This is a genomic window from Leisingera sp. (assembly GCF_034669605.1).
In the GTDB taxonomy this organism is placed as follows: domain Bacteria; phylum Pseudomonadota; class Alphaproteobacteria; order Rhodobacterales; family Rhodobacteraceae; genus Leisingera.
Map to the genome: position 1 here is coordinate 1 of NZ_JAXMOX010000099.1, position 15,977 is coordinate 15,977.

At 56.2% G+C, this 15,977-nt stretch carries 21 protein-coding genes and 1 pseudogene; 16 read left to right on the forward strand and 6 right to left on the reverse strand.

Annotation, left to right across the window (positions count from 1 at the left end):
- Nucleotides 1–398 precede the first annotated feature (398 nt).
- From VOI29_RS13430 to VOI29_RS13455, 6 genes are all read left to right on the forward strand, one after another.
- Nucleotides 399–1,472: a hypothetical protein gene (locus VOI29_RS13430; RefSeq protein ID WP_323779514.1), complete on the forward strand. Its 1,074-nt coding sequence runs from the start codon at nt 399–401 to the stop codon at nt 1,470–1,472.
- 1,404 nt (nt 1,473–2,876) lie between these two features.
- Complete coding sequence (locus VOI29_RS13435; protein WP_141889266.1) at nt 2,877–3,326, forward strand: DUF3768 domain-containing protein; 450 nt, start codon at nt 2,877–2,879, stop codon at nt 3,324–3,326.
- Between the two features lie 305 nt (nt 3,327–3,631).
- Nucleotides 3,632–5,491: a ParB/RepB/Spo0J family partition protein gene (locus tag VOI29_RS13440; protein WP_323779517.1), complete on the forward strand. Its 1,860-nt coding sequence runs from the start codon at nt 3,632–3,634 to the stop codon at nt 5,489–5,491.
- A 51-nt stretch (nt 5,492–5,542) separates the two neighbouring features.
- A complete protein-coding gene (locus tag VOI29_RS13445) occupies nt 5,543–6,175 on the forward strand; it encodes a hypothetical protein (RefSeq protein WP_208764483.1) in 633 nt (210 codons plus the stop codon).
- Between the two features lie 91 nt (nt 6,176–6,266).
- Nucleotides 6,267–6,443, forward strand: coding sequence for a hypothetical protein (locus VOI29_RS13450; protein WP_244940702.1), 177 nt, complete (start codon nt 6,267–6,269; stop codon nt 6,441–6,443).
- 149 nt (nt 6,444–6,592) lie between these two features.
- Nucleotides 6,593–6,811 carry a hypothetical protein gene (locus VOI29_RS13455; RefSeq protein WP_323779519.1) on the forward strand — a complete coding sequence of 73 codons (219 nt, stop codon included), beginning with the start codon at nt 6,593–6,595 and terminating at the stop codon, nt 6,809–6,811.
- Nucleotides 6,812–6,983: 172 nt separating this feature from the next.
- On the opposite strand, the gene VOI29_RS13460 is transcribed toward VOI29_RS13455, so the two are convergent.
- The 4 genes from VOI29_RS13460 to VOI29_RS13475 all read right to left on the reverse strand — a co-directional run bounded on the left by VOI29_RS13460 (nt 6,984) and on the right by VOI29_RS13475 (nt 10,571).
- Nucleotides 6,984–7,334, reverse strand: a complete 351-nt coding sequence (locus tag VOI29_RS13460; protein WP_141889270.1) for a hypothetical protein — start codon at nt 7,332–7,334, stop codon at nt 6,984–6,986.
- Nucleotides 7,335–7,573: 239 nt separating this feature from the next.
- Nucleotides 7,574–7,876: a hypothetical protein gene (locus VOI29_RS13465; RefSeq protein ID WP_141889271.1), complete on the reverse strand. Its 303-nt coding sequence runs from the start codon at nt 7,874–7,876 to the stop codon at nt 7,574–7,576.
- On the reverse strand, nt 7,845–8,507 hold the full coding sequence (locus VOI29_RS13470; protein ID WP_141889272.1) for a hypothetical protein: 663 nt from the start codon (nt 8,505–8,507) through the stop codon (nt 7,845–7,847). The genes VOI29_RS13465 and VOI29_RS13470 overlap by 32 nt, the downstream gene beginning before the upstream one ends.
- Before the next feature lie 1,038 nt (nt 8,508–9,545).
- Nucleotides 9,546–10,571: an IS110 family transposase gene (locus VOI29_RS13475; protein WP_323779535.1), complete on the reverse strand. Its 1,026-nt coding sequence runs from the start codon at nt 10,569–10,571 to the stop codon at nt 9,546–9,548.
- Nucleotides 10,572–10,766: 195 nt separating this feature from the next.
- On the opposite strand from VOI29_RS13475, the gene VOI29_RS13480 reads away from it, so the two are divergent.
- The 10 genes from VOI29_RS13480 (at nt 10,767) to VOI29_RS13525 (ending at nt 14,824) form a co-directional block, all read left to right on the forward strand.
- Nucleotides 10,767–10,958, forward strand: a complete 192-nt coding sequence (locus tag VOI29_RS13480; protein WP_141889273.1) for a hypothetical protein — start codon at nt 10,767–10,769, stop codon at nt 10,956–10,958.
- Between the two features lie 437 nt (nt 10,959–11,395).
- Entirely contained in the window at nt 11,396–11,623 is a 228-nt protein-coding gene (locus VOI29_RS13485; protein WP_141889274.1) for a hypothetical protein, read from the forward strand.
- On the forward strand, nt 11,620–11,808 hold the full coding sequence (locus VOI29_RS13490; protein WP_323779522.1) for a hypothetical protein: 189 nt from the start codon (nt 11,620–11,622) through the stop codon (nt 11,806–11,808). The genes VOI29_RS13485 and VOI29_RS13490 overlap by 4 nt, the downstream gene beginning before the upstream one ends.
- Nucleotides 11,805–12,275, forward strand: coding sequence for a hypothetical protein (locus tag VOI29_RS13495; protein ID WP_141889276.1), 471 nt, complete (start codon nt 11,805–11,807; stop codon nt 12,273–12,275). The genes VOI29_RS13490 and VOI29_RS13495 overlap by 4 nt, the downstream gene beginning before the upstream one ends.
- Nucleotides 12,276–12,285: 10 nt before the next feature.
- Nucleotides 12,286–12,579 carry a hypothetical protein gene (locus VOI29_RS13500; protein WP_323779524.1) on the forward strand — a complete coding sequence of 98 codons (294 nt, stop codon included), beginning with the start codon at nt 12,286–12,288 and terminating at the stop codon, nt 12,577–12,579.
- A gap of 174 nt (nt 12,580–12,753) precedes the next feature.
- Nucleotides 12,754–13,020 (forward strand): antitoxin, encoded by a 267-nt coding sequence (locus VOI29_RS13505; RefSeq protein WP_065269550.1) that lies wholly within the window; start codon nt 12,754–12,756, stop codon nt 13,018–13,020.
- The gene (locus VOI29_RS13510) at nt 13,017–13,409 is read left to right on the forward strand and encodes a type II toxin-antitoxin system VapC family toxin (protein WP_323779527.1); all 393 of its coding nucleotides are present in this window, start codon (nt 13,017–13,019) and stop codon (nt 13,407–13,409) included. The genes VOI29_RS13505 and VOI29_RS13510 overlap by 4 nt, the downstream gene beginning before the upstream one ends.
- Nucleotides 13,406–13,921, forward strand: a complete 516-nt coding sequence (locus VOI29_RS13515; RefSeq protein ID WP_141889279.1) for a hypothetical protein — start codon at nt 13,406–13,408, stop codon at nt 13,919–13,921. The genes VOI29_RS13510 and VOI29_RS13515 overlap by 4 nt, the downstream gene beginning before the upstream one ends.
- 119 nt (nt 13,922–14,040) lie before the next feature.
- A complete protein-coding gene (locus VOI29_RS24640) occupies nt 14,041–14,427 on the forward strand; it encodes a thermonuclease family protein (protein ID WP_141889280.1) in 387 nt (128 codons plus the stop codon).
- Nucleotides 14,428–14,512: 85 nt separating this feature from the next.
- The gene (locus VOI29_RS13525; protein ID WP_323779531.1) at nt 14,513–14,824 is read left to right on the forward strand and encodes an H-NS histone family protein; all 312 of its coding nucleotides are present in this window, start codon (nt 14,513–14,515) and stop codon (nt 14,822–14,824) included.
- A gap of 471 nt (nt 14,825–15,295) precedes the next feature.
- Here VOI29_RS13525 and VOI29_RS13530 read toward each other — a convergent pair whose 3' ends face one another.
- Entirely contained in the window at nt 15,296–15,679 is a 384-nt protein-coding gene (locus VOI29_RS13530) for a hypothetical protein (protein WP_323779533.1), read from the reverse strand.
- Nucleotides 15,680–15,774: 95 nt separating this feature from the next.
- Nucleotides 15,775–15,977 (reverse strand): annotated as a pseudogene (locus tag VOI29_RS13535) (hypothetical protein); the annotation flags it as partial.

A 15,977-nucleotide genomic window follows, 5' to 3' on the forward strand; every position in this document is an offset into this window, starting at 1 on the left:
CTCGAGTGTCCCATTCCATGTTCCTTTCTTGGACAGGGGTACTTTACCCCGGTGTCCGGGAACAGGAACGAAGTTCAACTTGTCTTTTTCTCGCCCTATCTTCTTGCACTCGCATTCTCGCTAGCTGCGGCTGGAGTGCTTTTCAAACCAAGGCCTTGCTGAGATGCGCAGACGAGCCCAAACCTACCATGCTTGCAGCTGCAGAATTTTGCAAACGCAGAAAGGCACTAAGGTTGACCCCGGCCTAAAGCTGCCTTCAGCAACGAATGCGGCGTGCTGCGACGTAGAACTACTAAGTTTACACTCGCGCCACTACCGCCGGACTGCCTAGATATTCATTTAGAATAACCTTTATCGGCGCCAGACTTACTTTTACGATGGCGTAGAGGAGCGAAATATTGAAACGAATGAAGAGCGATCCTGAGAAGTTTGATACCTTGGAGTTGTATGCCAAAGTATCGTCGGCTCAAGGGTACAAGATCGGTGTTGATGGTGATGTAGAAGACTTCGTTGAGCGTGTAGCGAAGTCGCTTAAGGGCGCGCTTGAGAGACCGACGATGATACATGGCAAGCGAACCGAGGCTATGTTTGCGCATGTGGCGGGCGGGCTAGGTAGTTGCGATTTGATCAAGCAAGAAGACAGCGGAGCCTCGTTTGTAAGTTCTGATGCTGTCGCAATTCCAGACTACAGAATCGTTACCAAGGCCGGCGAAATCATGTTGGTCGAAGTGAAGAACTTTCGAATGCGCTCATTCAATCAGTTCTACACCATGCACAAGCAGTATTTGGCAAAGCTTCAGCATTATGCTGACATGAACAAAGTTCCGTTGAAATTTGCCATCTATTTTTCTGGGATTAACCAATGGACTCTTCTTTCACCGAGTTCCTTTATCGATGCAGGTAGGACAGTTCAGATCGATTTTATTCATGCGATGGCCCGCAATGAAATGGCGATGTTGGGAGATCGGATGATTTGCACACTACCGCCACTGACCATGACTTTCGAAGGTGACATCGAGGATGAACGGTCCAAAGTCGATACTGATGGTAATGCGCTCTTTACGATCAGGAAAATCAGGATGACTTGTGGCGGCAAACTGATTGACAACGATATTGAGAAGCGGATTGCTTTCTATCTGATGCGGTACGGTAGCTGGGGCTCGGATAGAGTACCCGCCGAGGTTGTTGATGGTAAGCTGGCGTCGTTTCAATTTTCGTTTGAACCTATAGAGGAAGGTGAACCGAGCGACCAACCGTTTCGCTCTGTGGGAACTATGAGCTCTATGGTCAGTAGCGCTTTTCAAGAAATGACGGTTGAGGAAAACGGTGTCGTGTCGATGGATGTAGGACACGATCCGAGCTTTTTTCACCTTCAGATACCAGAGAAGTATAAGGGTAGCTCACTGCCACTATGGCAGTTTGTGCTCCAACCAAACATGGATTTTGCGGCTAATTCTGTTAAATCTCCTTGAGTGGCGCTGCTCGCTATGGCTTCAAAGAAACTGGCATCTTGATGCCTACCGAATTCAGCTAAAATTGTCCCAAAGACATCTTTTTCGCCGCCATTGTGACCGAGCCACGTTTTTTTCTCCAGACTTATCCCATAGAATTAAATGGTTGGTGCCTGATTTAGAAAGCGAGGCGCGTCGCATGTAGATGTCCGTTTTACTTCGCCAGCCAACGGCAAGTGCAATTTTAGCGAATGTCCGCTTGCCGTCCTTCCATCCGTTCTTAATGGAAACGCAGCACAAAATGCTGCGCTGTAGCTAACGGCAGTTCCGTCCCGCACTGTGTGAGCTCACCAGGTCCAACACCTCGCAGCCGCAGCGAACGGCAGGAACGGCGGGCCGCGCCGCAGCATAAAATCTCGGCTGGTTGCCTCAAACGGCCGAGTTTGCAAAGAGCGCTTCCTGCGCTCCGCCGCCCCCGGTGCAACCCGCAGCATCACATGAGGCAGCTTGGCTCTGCCGAGGGTCCGCTTCTGGGAAGCTCACCATGGATTTTCGCACCGGCAGCATCTTTGGTGCGGCACCCCTTGTCTACGGCCGCTTCGGGCTGTGACTACCATGCTGTGGCAGCAAAGTAGCTGGCTTGGGCAAGGGCGGCAGTGGGCTCACTGCCGTCCGCCGCGGCCCTAGCGAACGACCGGTCCAAAAACGGGCAAATCCCGAGCCTTCAGCTCGCGACCGGGCTCTAGCCTGGCGCCGGCAGGCGGCACCAGGCCGGAGCCATCCTGTCCCGTTCTCCCTGCAGCCCAGGTGCGGCGCAAGCAGTCTCTCCGAGCCAGTTTGCGCCACGGCTGCATGGTCGTCCGAAACAGGCTGTCTCCGCCCTAAAGGGCTACGATCCCTTTTGCGGGATTGAGGCAAACCTTTCTGACAGAAAAGGCAACTTCGGTTCCGAGCCGAGATCTCCCTCTGCTGTTTTTAAACGATATTTTTTCGCTCCAGAGGCAAGACTTTGTGACGCTTGCCACTACGCCTTTTGCAATAGACAGAAGAAATCCGCGCGCCTCGCGCGGATTGCATGTTTCAGGGGTCGTGGCAGGGCATCAACGGGCTGCGCCCGCTCCTCCCTGCCCCGGCATCTTTCATTTGTTGGGTCCGCCCGCATCCTGTGCCGGGCCGGTCAAGGGGCAAGCGCCGCGCTGCGCGCGCCGTTTCCGGGAGGCCCGTGTCCTCGGCTGCGCCTGCGGGCCGCGCCAGCCTCCCTCCAACCCCGTGACAGTCCCGTCCCAGGCCGCAGGCAGGGCTTCGCCCTCCCTGCTCTGCCAGCCGAAAGACACGGGGTCTTTCAGCAGTCAGTGCAGAGAGGCCGCGCCCATCGGCGGAAAGAGGGCATCAAGCCCCACCGTCTCACCACTAAGGAGGCCACGAATGGCTTTATTTCAATGTAACACCTGCGGCGCAGCGGAAACGCTGGAATGCCTGACACCGGAAGCATGTTCTGCCTGCGGTGCGCGGAGTGTTATCAACCTCACCCTGCAAGCAGCGGAAATCGCACAAGCGAATGATGCTTTCCGCGCGGCAATAATCAACGGCGGGCATCCGGTCTATCTGGGGCGCGTTGTTTGCACCCAAGGCGTTGCAGCCGAAGGCCCCGAGTTCGTGACCATGGCGCAGCTTCAGGTCGCTGGCTTCGCGGATTTCACCGAGGACAACGATCCGCACGGGGATCATTCTATGGCCTCCGTTCAGGTGTGCGGCAAAACCGTCTGGTGGAAAATCGACCTTTACGACGCCGATTACAGCGCCGGCGCTGATGATCCGCTGGACGATGAAGGCACACGCCGCGTTCTGACCCTCCTTTTCCCGAGCGAATACTGAGTTCGGCGCGGGGTTCCTCCCTACCCCATGCGCCGAGGCTGGCCTGTCGAGCAGGTCCAACGGGAGGGGCGGCAAACGCCTCTCCCACACACTCACCGCAACGGAAAGGAAGGTGAAATCAATGAGCAATGAAACCATGAAGCGCCGCATTGCCGAGGCTTGGGCGCTTCTCAGGAAGGGCGATCATTTTGGCATCGGCCGCCGCTTCCTGATCCAGCACGGGGCCATCTAGGCCCGACGCCTCAGCCCGAAGGGGCTGGGGCACCAATAACACAAAAAATCACCACGTTACAAGGAATGTCCCAATGACCAAGCAAAGCGAAATCATTGCCGCAGAAGCCCGTTTTCCGCTGGCATCGTTGATCTTGTCACCCATGAACCCGCGCCAGCATATCCCAGAGGCCGAGGTGGCCGAACTGGCGGAAAGTATCTGGACCGCCGGTCTTATTCAGAACCTTTCCGGCCTCGATGATGGCAAGGGAGGCGCGGAAATCGTCGCAGGTGGCCGTCGCCTGCGCGCCCTGAAATATCTGGCCGAACGGCATCCCGATCTGGCCGAAACCCGTCCCGATCTGGCGAACCCGCTGGTGAACCTCGCACCCGACCGGGCCACAGCCCAGGCATGGGCGCACACCGAAAACATTGCCCGCAAGGCGCTCGAACCCGTCGATGAAATCCGCGCCTATGGTAAAATGGAGACCGGCGGAGCACAGGTTTCCACCATCGCCCGCGCCTTTGCGGTGACGGAAAAACACGTCTATCGCCGCCTTGCGCTGGCTCGTCTGCCTGAACCTGTTCTGGATGCGCTGGCGGCTGGTGAAATCAGCCTTGGCATCGCTGCCTGTTTCACCATCAGCGACGACGAAACCCATAGCGTCGAAGTTCTGGAACGGGTGCGCGGCAATAGCTGGATGTCAGAATATCAGGTGAAACAGGCCCTGAAACCCGACGTCGTGAAGGCCACCGATCGCCGGGCGGTGTTTGTCGGCCTCGATGCCTACAAGGAAGCAGGCGGACAAATTGGCGGCGACCTGTTCGCGGATGAGACGTTTATTGATGATCCCGCCCTGCTGGACGAACTATTCCGTTCGAAGCTGGAAGCTGAGGCGGAGGCAATCCGCGCTGCGGAAGGCTGGAAATGGGCAGAAATCAGCACCGACAGCTATGTGAGCAGCTATGATTTGGAGCAACAGAAGATTGCCAAACTATCGCCGGTGCCGGGTGAGTTCACCGAAGAACAGGCTGCGCGCTGGGATCAACTGCAAGAAACGGACCAAGAACCTCACGAAGAACTTGGCGACGAAGGCGCTGCGGAGCTGGAAGCGCTTGAGGCAATCCTTGATGGCGGTTTCACCGACGATCAGAAAGCCCATGCCGGTTTGATCGCAGTTGTGCGGCAAGGTGGTGCTGTCGAGATTACAAAAGGACTTGTCCAGCCGAGCGACAAGGCCGCAGCGGTTGAGGCAGGTGTTCTGGAAGCACCCACCAGCGGAAAAGCCGAAACCCAGAAATCGCCCATTTCTGCCAAACTGGCCGACGATCTGTCCCGTGTTGCTTGCGGCGCACGTCAACATGCTGCCCTTAGCCACCCTGAATTGATCCTGTCTCTGCTGGCCTTCCAACTGTCCAGCGCTGCCCGGTGGACGAAGGCGATTGGCTTGAGCCAGAACGAGGTGCCGAATTTCCCTACCACCGAAGCGGAGGGCTATGAACTGGATGAGCGGCTGACAACTCCGTCTGAGTTTGTCGGAGACGGCTGGAACAACGGGACTGCCAGCGATTTCCGCGAGTTCCGCAAAAAGGGCAAGGAGTTCATCGAAGGCGAGCTGATCCGGCATCTGGCCGCGCTGCTGCAAGGCAGCAAAAAGGACATGAACGATCTGATTGACCGCGAGGTCAAAACAGACATCCGTGCAGTTTGGACGCCGACAGCTGAGAACTTTTTCAAGCGCGTCGGCGGCCCATACCTCAATGACCTGTGGTGCGAACTGCTGGACCTGAAAGCCGACGACGCGAAAGCCAAAGCCTTTGCCAATTTGAGAAAAGGCGACAAGGCGGAGGAACTGGAAAAGCTGTTTTCCGACCCCGAAGCCCGGAAGGTGCAGGGTGTGACCAAGAAGCAGGCGGCCAAAATCGGCAAGTGGCTTCCCGAAGGCATGAAGTGATGCGGCAGGCAGGGTGCGCAAGCGCCCTGCCCCACCGATGGAGATAGAGACATGCGATTCAAATCTTGGCCGCGCCACGCCTTCACCGACACAGCACGCAAACGGGCCGCACTGCGCCGCAAGCAGCGCCAAGAGCGTGAGACCCTGCCGCTGTTTGCCGACCAGATTGCCGAAGAACAGCCAAGCGAAGACCAGGTAATGAAGGAGCGGGCTGAACAGTGGGAGGCGCAAGAGGTGCGGGATCGCAGTGGCCGTGCCAAGAAGTGGCGGGAAGCCCGCCGCCTGATCGACGCACTGCCAAACGACGAGCGCCGCGCCGTGCGGCGGGCGTGGGATTGCGCGCCCTACCCTGCTGACCCGTCCTATCTGTTGAGCGTTCTGCACAGCTTCAGCCTTGGCCGGATCGACCTGAAACGCCCGCCTTTCCCGCTGTCACGCACGAATGCGTCAGGCGCACGGATTGCCAATCTGTTTGCATCATCTGACCTGTTCGTGACGATCCTGAAGGCGCGCGACATTGCCTCAGACCCGGACGGGCACCCGCTGGCCGAACGCCATGCCGCCTATCATCATCTGCAAGCTGCGGCATCCAAGAACAAAGACAGGGCCGAAGCCATGCGGGACCGTGTGCGGGCGTCCGAGTTGTTCTTGCGCCTTGGAGAATTGGAGGAAACCCATGCCTGATTTCACTGCCCACCGACACCCGGTTCTTGCAGTGCGATGCCCCGATTGTGGCCGAGCACCGGGCAACTGGTGCCGCCGCCCAAGCGGCCACATGGCCAGCGATTTCCATGCCAGCCGCAAGATGCAGGCTGACACAGTGTTCATTGACCAGCACGGGCCGGATGCCAGTATTGAGCGCGTCGGAGACGGCTGGGCCGTCGATCCGCGCGGGCGCGTCGGCATCCGGCCACAACAAGAGGAACTAATCGTTCCCCGAGGCCAACAATGACACGGTTCATCTATCGAACACCCGGCACCGCCCTTTGGTGGGGTGATGTCGCAGAATGGTGCAGATGCGCTTGGCAGTTGGACCGGAGACGGCTGTCCAGAAAACGGCACCGTGATCTGGAAACACATGGCATGTGCTTGCCGCTGGCGATGATCGAGATCGAGAACAATCTTGAAGCCGTCGAAGACGCGCTGTGGCTATACAAGAGAGGTCCAACCGGCTTGCAACGACCGCAGCGAGGTAAGCGTGGCGAACACCCCACAACGCCGATCATCATGGCTTTGCAGAACCGTGCTGCAATTCTCAGGCGAGCGGTGGACGATATTCCCCAGGGCGCAAACTGGCGCGCGGTTCACGATTCTGGCTAACCTGTTTTCCTTGTGGTGAGGAACCAACTGGCCCTACTTCGGTAGGGCTTTTTTTCGGCCCCCTGCCCTGCCCTTTGGTGTCCCAGGATTGCAGGACCAAATGGCCCTGCCGTCCTGGACCGGCGCTATCCGCGCCGGAGCCGCTGCGCGGCGGGAGCGACTGACGCCGGTGTTACAAGTTGATCGGATAGACCAAGGGGCAGAGAACCAGCAATGCCAGAAAGACATTCAACGCCGAACGTGCCGCTGTATAGTGCCGGTGCTCTGGATTAGAAATCGAGCTACCAGGGTCAATGTTGATGGCTGCCGCCTTCAGAAACATCGCAGACAGCGCCACAAAGCTACCCATCACCAAAAGAAAGTAGAGGGTTGGCAGGCATTCAATCCAGGTTGAGGCTGATGCGTAGTTCAACTTCGCCTTTGCCAGATAGGTCCGCGCCCATTCGACTAGGCTGATGCCTGCAAAGATGCAGCCGAGAATGGTCTTGTAATTCGACAGAAGCGGTGGAGGTGTTTTGGTCATTTGAGACTCCGGTAGAGGTTTCAGTCCCCCTAAGATGGTATCGTCTCACGAAAACGAAAAACGTTTAATTTCAGCGGCATACGGAAAAACTTTTCCGCGCTGTGAGCTGTAGACCGTGGTAGCAGCTGGGCTAACATGGCGCAAAGGTTCTGGATCCGTGTTGTAAGGTGCGGCGCCTGCAGGCGTTCCTTTTCTGTTAAACAGATTTCACCGGTTGTTTCGGTGAAATCTGTTCTCAGTTACTCAAAGACATCTGTCTTGGTTCGAAGAATGTGCTTCAAGTAAGTTGATTTGGGAGCAAGCCCGGCCTTTTCTTCCAGCACTGCCAACTCTGATGGGGTCAGTTTGAGCGCAACAATCTCCGTCTCCTTTTCAGCGGCTGGCTTGGGTTTCCTGCCGGGTTTCCTTGGAGAAAGAATGCTTTTCGACTCCGCCGGTTTAACCTGTTTAACAGGTTTATTCGGTTTTTTCGGTTCCACCGGTTGCTCAGGCACCGATGTCGCGCCTGGCTTAAACAGGCTGAGGTCGTTTTTGCTGGGCATAGTTCTGCTCGATGTAGTTGAAAATGTTGTCGAATTGGGCAGCAACGTCGCGATAGGTATACCGGGCCAGAGGATCTGCCTCCATGATCTGCCTGATGGAGCGCTCTTGTTCAAAAATAGTGTCAAACACCCTTGAGAACTTGAGCGGCAGGACCGGGAAACCACTTCCAACGCCGTACTCGACTACAGCCTTGATGTTCTTCGCGTCCTCGCTTTCCGACCAATCTTTGAACACCTCGCCTTTGCGCTTTTCAAGTTTCGTGGCTACAACGACCAGGTTGCGATTGTAGGGAAGCAGTTCCTTGATGGTGTGAACACCAGCGTGCAAACTCTTCAGTTCATTGAATATCGGAACCAACACGACGTCCGACTGAGAAACAGCAGACACGATGCTTGGGCGTGCGTCCCTGGACATCAATCCAGCAAGGTCAAACACTACGTCGATTTCATCCGGGAAGGCAGGGAACTCTTCCTCCGGTTGGAGTGACAGAAGGCGCTCTTCCGGGAGGATCGTGTCCAGCAGATTGTAAGGTTCGTTTGTTGCCAAGGCATACTCTTTATCCAAGGCAATATTTGTCGAGATCGGAGTTTTCCCGGCCGAACCCTTCATGTTGTAAACGGTTATTTTCATTTTGCCTGTAAAACCTGTTGTTTCGGTTAAACCGATTTTTCTGGTTGTTCCAGTTTTACCAGTTGTTTCGGTTGTTACCCATGCTCATGTTTACCTTGCTAAATAGGTTGCTCTTGTTTTTCCAGTGATATTTGTTGAATATGTTGATTTGGTGCTTTGTGTGCAACGGGTTGTTTGTGTTGACTTGGTTGTTTTGGTTAAACAAAAATAACATGTTCTGTTTGTTCGACCTGTATCAGCTTGATAATGCAAACAAATCCCAAGCTTGTGCTTGGGACCGTGCTCTATTACGCGGCGCAAGCGCCGCTCCACCGAACCAGACGAGCCGCACTCCCTGGTGCAATAGCGCGCCATCTGTCCCCATCGGGGCCAGCTGCCACGCTTTGCTCCATGGTCGTTTCTGCACGCCTGGATCGGCCCTTCGGGTGGCGATCACTTTTGCAGTCAGCCAGCGATCCTGTCCGGTCTTCCGCGAGGTAGGGTAGGGGCTACGCGGCCTGTGGGACGCGTTACCTTGATCAATATCCTAGTCCGGGAAGGCAACTGACTTGTGTTTGACATGGAGCTGCGCGGCAGGCTCGATGTGACATTGCCCTGATCAACAACTGCCATGTGCCAGGCACGCGGCGACCCCAGTAGCTCTTGCCAACCGCGAATTGAGACGTTGTTCCAGGCTGCAGCCATGAGGATCCTCGCGAAGCTGTGTTTCTCAAAGATGAACACTAAGCGGGCAGTCGGGTATGCCGCTGCGCTTCAACTGAAAATTTCTGTGGTTGCCGTCCATAGTGCAAGATGCTTTTACCTGCTTAGGCACGTGATCGAGCGCGAACTTCTGTAAGGCCTCTGTGTGCGGCGCTTTCAGGATCCGCGGGCCAATATGGTGATCCGCAGGTCAGGTCCAAATTTCCCCATCGAGCTTGAAGTCGCTCTGAATTTTCACCTGGTTTTCCTGACCCAGATCTGTTCGATCATTTTGCCCATTCAGGTCATCGGCTTCTTACACCCCCTGGCAGCCAGCATTGTTGAACAGCATGTTTTTCATGCCATCTCCAACGCCGGATCTCTGTAGTCCTCGTTTCTGGAAAGCATCGCCCAAATCCCACGAGCCATTTTGTTCGCTAAAGCGATCGCCACCAGCATCTTTGGCTTCCTTGCCACCATTCTGGCCAGCCAGGAGCCCTCGCGGATCGAGCGCCGCCCAATCCAGTTCAGCCGGGACATCGCTCCGATAATCAGGAGACGACGAATATCGGGCTGTCCGGCCTTCGAAACCCGGCCATGACGTTCCTTGCCCCCTGATGAGCGCTGGCGCGGGACTAGCCCCAGCCAAGCGGCAAAGTCCCGACCGTTGCGGAAACTGGCGACGTCCGGCGCAAAGGCTTCTATGGCCAGCGCGGTCAGCGGCCCAACACCTGGCATCGTTTGAAGCCGCCGGGACGTGCCCGCACACTTCGCCAATTCCTTTGCCGTCTTTGTCCTGGCGTCGATGCGGGCTGTCTTTTCCGCGATTTGCGCCAGGAGATCACGGCATTCTTCGCGGAGAAGATCGGGCAGGTCGCTGTTCTCCGCGTTGAGAATATCCTCGACCCGCTTGAGCTGGGATCTGCCCTGCGGGACAATATGCCCAAATTCGTAAAGCATCGCACGCAAAGCATTTATGAGCTCTGTACGCTGGTGGACCAAACGTTCACGGGCGCGGAAGAGCATGGCACGCGCCTGCTGTGCTTCAGTTTTCGGCTCGACAAATCGCATCTCAGGCCGCTGAGCCGCAATTACAATTGCTTCGGCGTCATTCGCATCATTTTTATGACGCTTTACAAAGGGGGTGACATATTGAGGTGCGATCAGCTTCACCTCATGGCCAAGCCGCGTCAGTTCCCTGGCCCAATAGCTGGCACTGCCGCAGGCTTCCATAACGACAACTGCCGGATCCTGATCCGCCATGAACCTCTGAAACTGAGGCCGGCTCAGCCTCTTGCGAAATTTCAAGTGCCCCGACATCGTTGCCCCGTGAAGCTGGAAAACGTTCTTTGCCAGATCAACTCCGATCATCGTATCCTTCATAATTGCCGTCCTCTCTTGTTTATCGTGACCGTGAAACACGATCTTGGCACATCGCGACGCCGTCTGGGGAGGACGGCAACCATCCCATTTCCCCTGCGCCTGGGCGCATTCCTCGCGCAGCAAATTTTCAGCTGACACCCCCTTAGAGCCCGCTTCCACCATGTTCATCGAAACACCCAAAGCGAGGATAACAAAATGGCTACTCAAACCCTGAAACTGAGCGTCAAAACCGGCGAAAAGAATGGCAAGAGCTACTGGGACCGTTGCGGTGTTCTGTTCGTCCGGACTGACGATCAGGGCAACATCACCTCGATCAACGTCAAGCACAACATGTTCCCAGGCGTCGAAATGGTTGCCTTCCCGAACAAGGATGATGTTACCGAATGATCCCTGGCGAGGGCGGCTGCGGCCGCCCTTTTGTCGTGCTCCATACCGGAAAAATATAGAAGAGATCCGCGCCATGCGCAGATCGCATTGGGGCAGGTGCCAGGGCAGGGGATCGACGGGCTGCGCCCGCTCACCCCAGCCCAGACATCCTTGAGATAGGGCAGGGGGGATTCGGGCAAGCCGAACGCCCCCTGGTTAGGGGGAAGACGCTGCCTTCCCCCTCGGACAAGCGCGCAAGTTCCTCGCCCGAAGGAAAATTTCCCCTGGGCCTTTGGCCCATTCCTCGCGGGACAAATTTTCCTCCGGCCTGCGGTTCGCGCGCTTGTCTCGCCCCCAACCGCTGTTCGCCACGAGGCAGGGATGCAGGGGCAGGCGCCTTCGGCGGCTGTCCTGCATCCAGCCTTGATTTTCTTGCACCACAGATAGGGAGCATTCAAATGACAACATACCGCCTCGGTTCTTCCCCTGCAGTTCACACCCCCGGCGTTATCGCGTGGGCCATCAACGCCTATTCCTTTGAGGAAGATCGGCAGCGGATGCTTCAGACCGTCAGTGCGACCTTTGCCGACGTCCCGACCGCCGCCATCGAGCAACTGCTGTCCAAGGCTGTTCCTTACAAGGTCGAAGGCGAAACCGTAGTGTTCAGCGCTGAGGTGCCGGCATGAAGCGCCATTGGGAAACATACCTCTACACCTACGCAGTCGCGCTCTCTCAGGGCGCGGCGATTCTGCCGGTCAATCTGGCAGGGATGCGGGCCAAGGCAATTACCAAAGGCCATACCGAAGGGCAGTGTCAGGCCGTTGAAAGCGACCCTATGCGTTTTATCAAAACGGGGGAGCTGTCGGCATGAGCTTGCAGGGCAAGAATGAAAGCGCCCTTACGGTGCGGTTCGAGATTCATGCCGGGCGCGAAGTCGCCGTGCCCGGCATCAGGTGGATACGCGGGAAGGAAAACTTGGACGACTGCCAGCGAGCCTACATCGAGGCACGGGACAAAGCGGGCCTCGGACATTCGCAATTCGGAAGCGCCGATGTGTTCACCGACAGTGGGCAACACATCGCGCACATCAGCTATAACGGTCGCGTCTGGTCTCCGGAGTCTTGTGCATCCAATCGCGCGCTGCTGGCCGAGGTGCCGCAGTCGAAATACCAGATTTTCGACAGCATGGACCGGCCTGTCAGTCGCAAGGCTGACTGTCAAACGCACCTATATCAGCAATGGCAGCAGTTGCAGGACGAGGCGGAGGAGGAAAGGAGCCGCCTCACTTACGCAATCGGGAAGATCCTTCCCAACGGTGATGTGACATTTGAATTTTAGGGGGGCAGTCATGAGCCAGCTTGATCTCATTCCATTGGCCGAGACGGAAAAAGCAAAACCCGGCGCGCAATGGTGGGCCGGGGGATATGAATGCCGAAACTTCGGAGGATACTACCAGGAACGTGAGCAGGGCAGGGGGCCCTGGCAGTTTGTTATTTATGGCTTCGGGTTCGATGACACGACTGCCAGTATCTATCGGATCGAGGAAGATGGCAGCCTTGTGCATGAGGATGTGCCGATAGATGGCCGCGACCGCTTAACTGTCAATGGGAGGCGGTATGGACGGGACAACTGGCGGCACTAGCAGGGGGTATTAGCCGACGTACCCAAGCCACTGATTAGGGGAGCGAAATTCCTTTAGTTTCCAGGCGGCCAGTTTGCTGAAAAATAACGGTATTCTCACTCAATTTGGAGTGCTAGCTCTTGAGTTTTCACGCCGCTGGTATATATTATTGATATGTACCAAGGGGGCCGCGCAATGCCAAATACCACTGAACCATCGAGAGCAAAGGTTTTCATGACAGGTCGTTCCCAGGCGGTGCGGCTTCCTAAGGAATTTCGCTTCAGCACTGATGAAGTCCGTATTCGGGCTGAAGGGGGCAAGGTCATCCTGGAGCCAATTGAAGAGGGTTGGGGGTGGCTGAAGGAGCTGCACGAACTCGGGCCTTTGGATCAAGATGCTGTGGATGCAGCAACTGAAGAAGTGCCGCAGCAAGACCGGCCAGGACTGGACGTTTTCGAATGAAGTTCCTGCTCGACACCAATGCTGTCATCGCCATCATCGCTGGAAACAGCAATGTCATCGAGCGGCTTTCCGAATTCGCACCCAGGGACTTTGGCGTCCCGTCTGTTGTGATGCACGAGCTGTATTTCGGCGCTTACAAGAGCCAGAAGGTTGAGGCCAACCTTGCACGCATTGAGGCGCTGCGGTTCGAAGTTTTGGATTTCTCAGAAAGCGACGGCAGGGCAGCAGGCGAGATCCGGGCAGAGCTGAAACGGCAGGGCAACCCGATTGGCCCCTATGATGTGCTGATTGCCGGGCAGGCTGTTTCCCGGTCTTTGGTGCTGATCACCCACAACGTCAAAGAGTTTCGCAGAGTCCCGGTCCTGCAATATGAGGATTGGCAGTCATGAACGTGTTGTCTGCAGGACTGCACCGGACTTGGCGCTCAGCCCAGATGTATATCGGTTTTCATAAGGACCAGTCTGGCAACAAGCGGGTAGCGGCAAAGCTGTGGCCGCCAAAGAACGGGAATGCGTCAATTCACCGGGATCCGGCTGAGCAGGAGGCTTTTGTTGTCGTCAAGGCATCGGATCAGGCAGAAAGCGGCGATGTGCAAATCAAGCTGCGCCCTGACCAGATCGTTTTGCGGCGGGATACGTCGCAAGGATGGCAGGGTATCAAAGCCGACGATTACGAGGTTGCTGTCCAGGTCAACGGAGCGTGGATCCGCATCAAGGCCGATGGGTCTGTTTCGCACACGCGGGATGGAGATCTAACAGCCATCGAGGCCGACGGTTCCGTGATCAAAGTGACAGATCACGTCGAAGCGATCATGTCAGGAGACGGGGTGGAAATGTCCAGGCGAACAGCCTCAGACTTCGCGGCGATCCGGACAGACGGGGTGATTTCAAAAGCCCGCTAACCGGGGACAACACATAGGCATATAGGTTTCAGAATGTTTCAAGATTTTTGGGTCGTCCTCGACCAGGCCAGAGGCGCCGTACCTTACATCGGGTATGCTTGGTTTTTCGAGGCCCCGGCATGAGGTTCCTTGCTGCAATACTCCTTCTTGTCTCGGCCGCCGTGGCCCAGGCGGCACCGTTAAGCAGCCGGGACATATATCTGATCGACGGTGACACGGCCGACATTGGAAATGATCGGTTCCGGCTTGTGGGTTATGACACCCCGGAAACATACAAGCCGCGGTGCCGGTATGAAAAAGCCCTTGGCGATGAAGCGACACGCCGTGCTCGCCAGTTGGTGCATGAAGCTGGAACGGTCGATTTCATTGTGCTTCCAGGCCGGGATAAATATGGGAGGGGGCTTGCCCGTATTTTTTTGCATGGGCATGACCTTGGCAATATTCTGATTTCCGAGGGATTAGCACGCCCATATAGGGGAGGGCGGAGACAAAGTTGGTGCAACTAGTTTTTATGCGCGAAAGGATATTCTGGCTTTTTGATTGTCGCTGAACTATTCGGTGCTCACCAGAGGCAAAGTTATAGGAATGGCAATGGATTTGAACGCAATGTCATCTGCCGAATTGAAGCAGTTGCAGACTGATCTGGAAAACGTGCTTGAAGCGCGGCAAAAAGAAGATTTGAGGGCAGCGTATCTGGCGGCAGAAAAGGCTGTAGGTGAATACGGATTTTCACTGGAGGAAGTTTTTCCGTCAGCAGTGAAGAGACCGAAAGGGAAGGCGGTCCCAAAATACAGGAACCCTGGGAACCCAGAGCAAACCTGGACAGGCCGGGGCCGCAAACCCAAATGGGTCAACGAGGTGCTGCAAGCCGGAGCTGACCCTGCAGACCTGGAAATCAAATGACGAGCTGACCGGGCTCAAGATTTTCTGCCCCTACCAGAAAACACACAGAGGCCAAGGTGATGAAAAAATCACCTTGGTTTTTTGCATTTCGAGCCCGGTCAATTGAGCGGTTTGATCACAACCTTTGAAGTCGGCACAGCTCAGTCCGCCTGTCATACTTTGGAGAGCGCTGCAGGTTAGATAGGAAGGTCAGCTGCCAGTGCTGAGGCAACGAGGCTGATCCACAATTTTAACCGGAAACGTGTTACAGTCAGAGTCGCCCCGGCTTCTGACCGGGGCATTCGAAGGGTTGGAGGGGCAGCTGACGGTACACGGCACACTCTTTATTCTGACCGTTTCCTGGGCCTCGATCTTCGGCGTCTGGTCAGGGCTTTTTGCTGCCGTTTATTTTCTCTTCTTGCTCGGCATCAGGTCCGGAGAGTTTTACCGGAAGCTGGACGAACTCCCGGTGTGGAAGTGAGGCTGAACGGATCATAAGCCTGCCATCCAGATCATCCACACGAGAGAGCACAGCCCGCCTCCAAGCGCCGCAATGAAACCGACTGCAGCAGTCTTTGCCAGCGGCGGGAGTTCCCGCACTCTCCCTTCCTTGTCGAAGGACAGAGCGCATGCACCCATGAGTTGGATGGCGGCAAACAGTAGTGCGAGGCTGCACACAAATCCAACCAGTGGAAGCAGGATGTGCAAGATATTGCTCGCGGACTTCAGAACGCTGAAAGCCCCTCGCGAGAGAGTGCCAGACACACAAATCAGAGCTGCGGCCTTCAGCGCATAGTCAGCTGTCAGAACGCCGTATTTGACGGCATCATGCAGAAGCTCTGATGTTGCCTTGTTCGGCCGGTCAGGCTCTTTCAATCCTCGCTGCCTAACACTCCTTAAAGTAGATTTTTTAAACCCGGCAGCCTGTGTACTGTGAGCCGATGCCATTGGCGGTCTGACAAAGCGGCCAGTCACTTTCCCAGCCTCGTCCAGCCGGTGGATGGCGCCTCCGCCTTGGATGCCGGGGAAGCTGCGGCCACCCGTGCTTTCCCAGAGCCAAAGATCCTTTCCATCTGCTCGCCATAGAAAACCCGCGTGATGGTCGCACGGTTTCCGGCATACCCATGATAAGCGGATTTGCCGGAAGCGAGCGGCAGGCCAGCCCAGATACGCG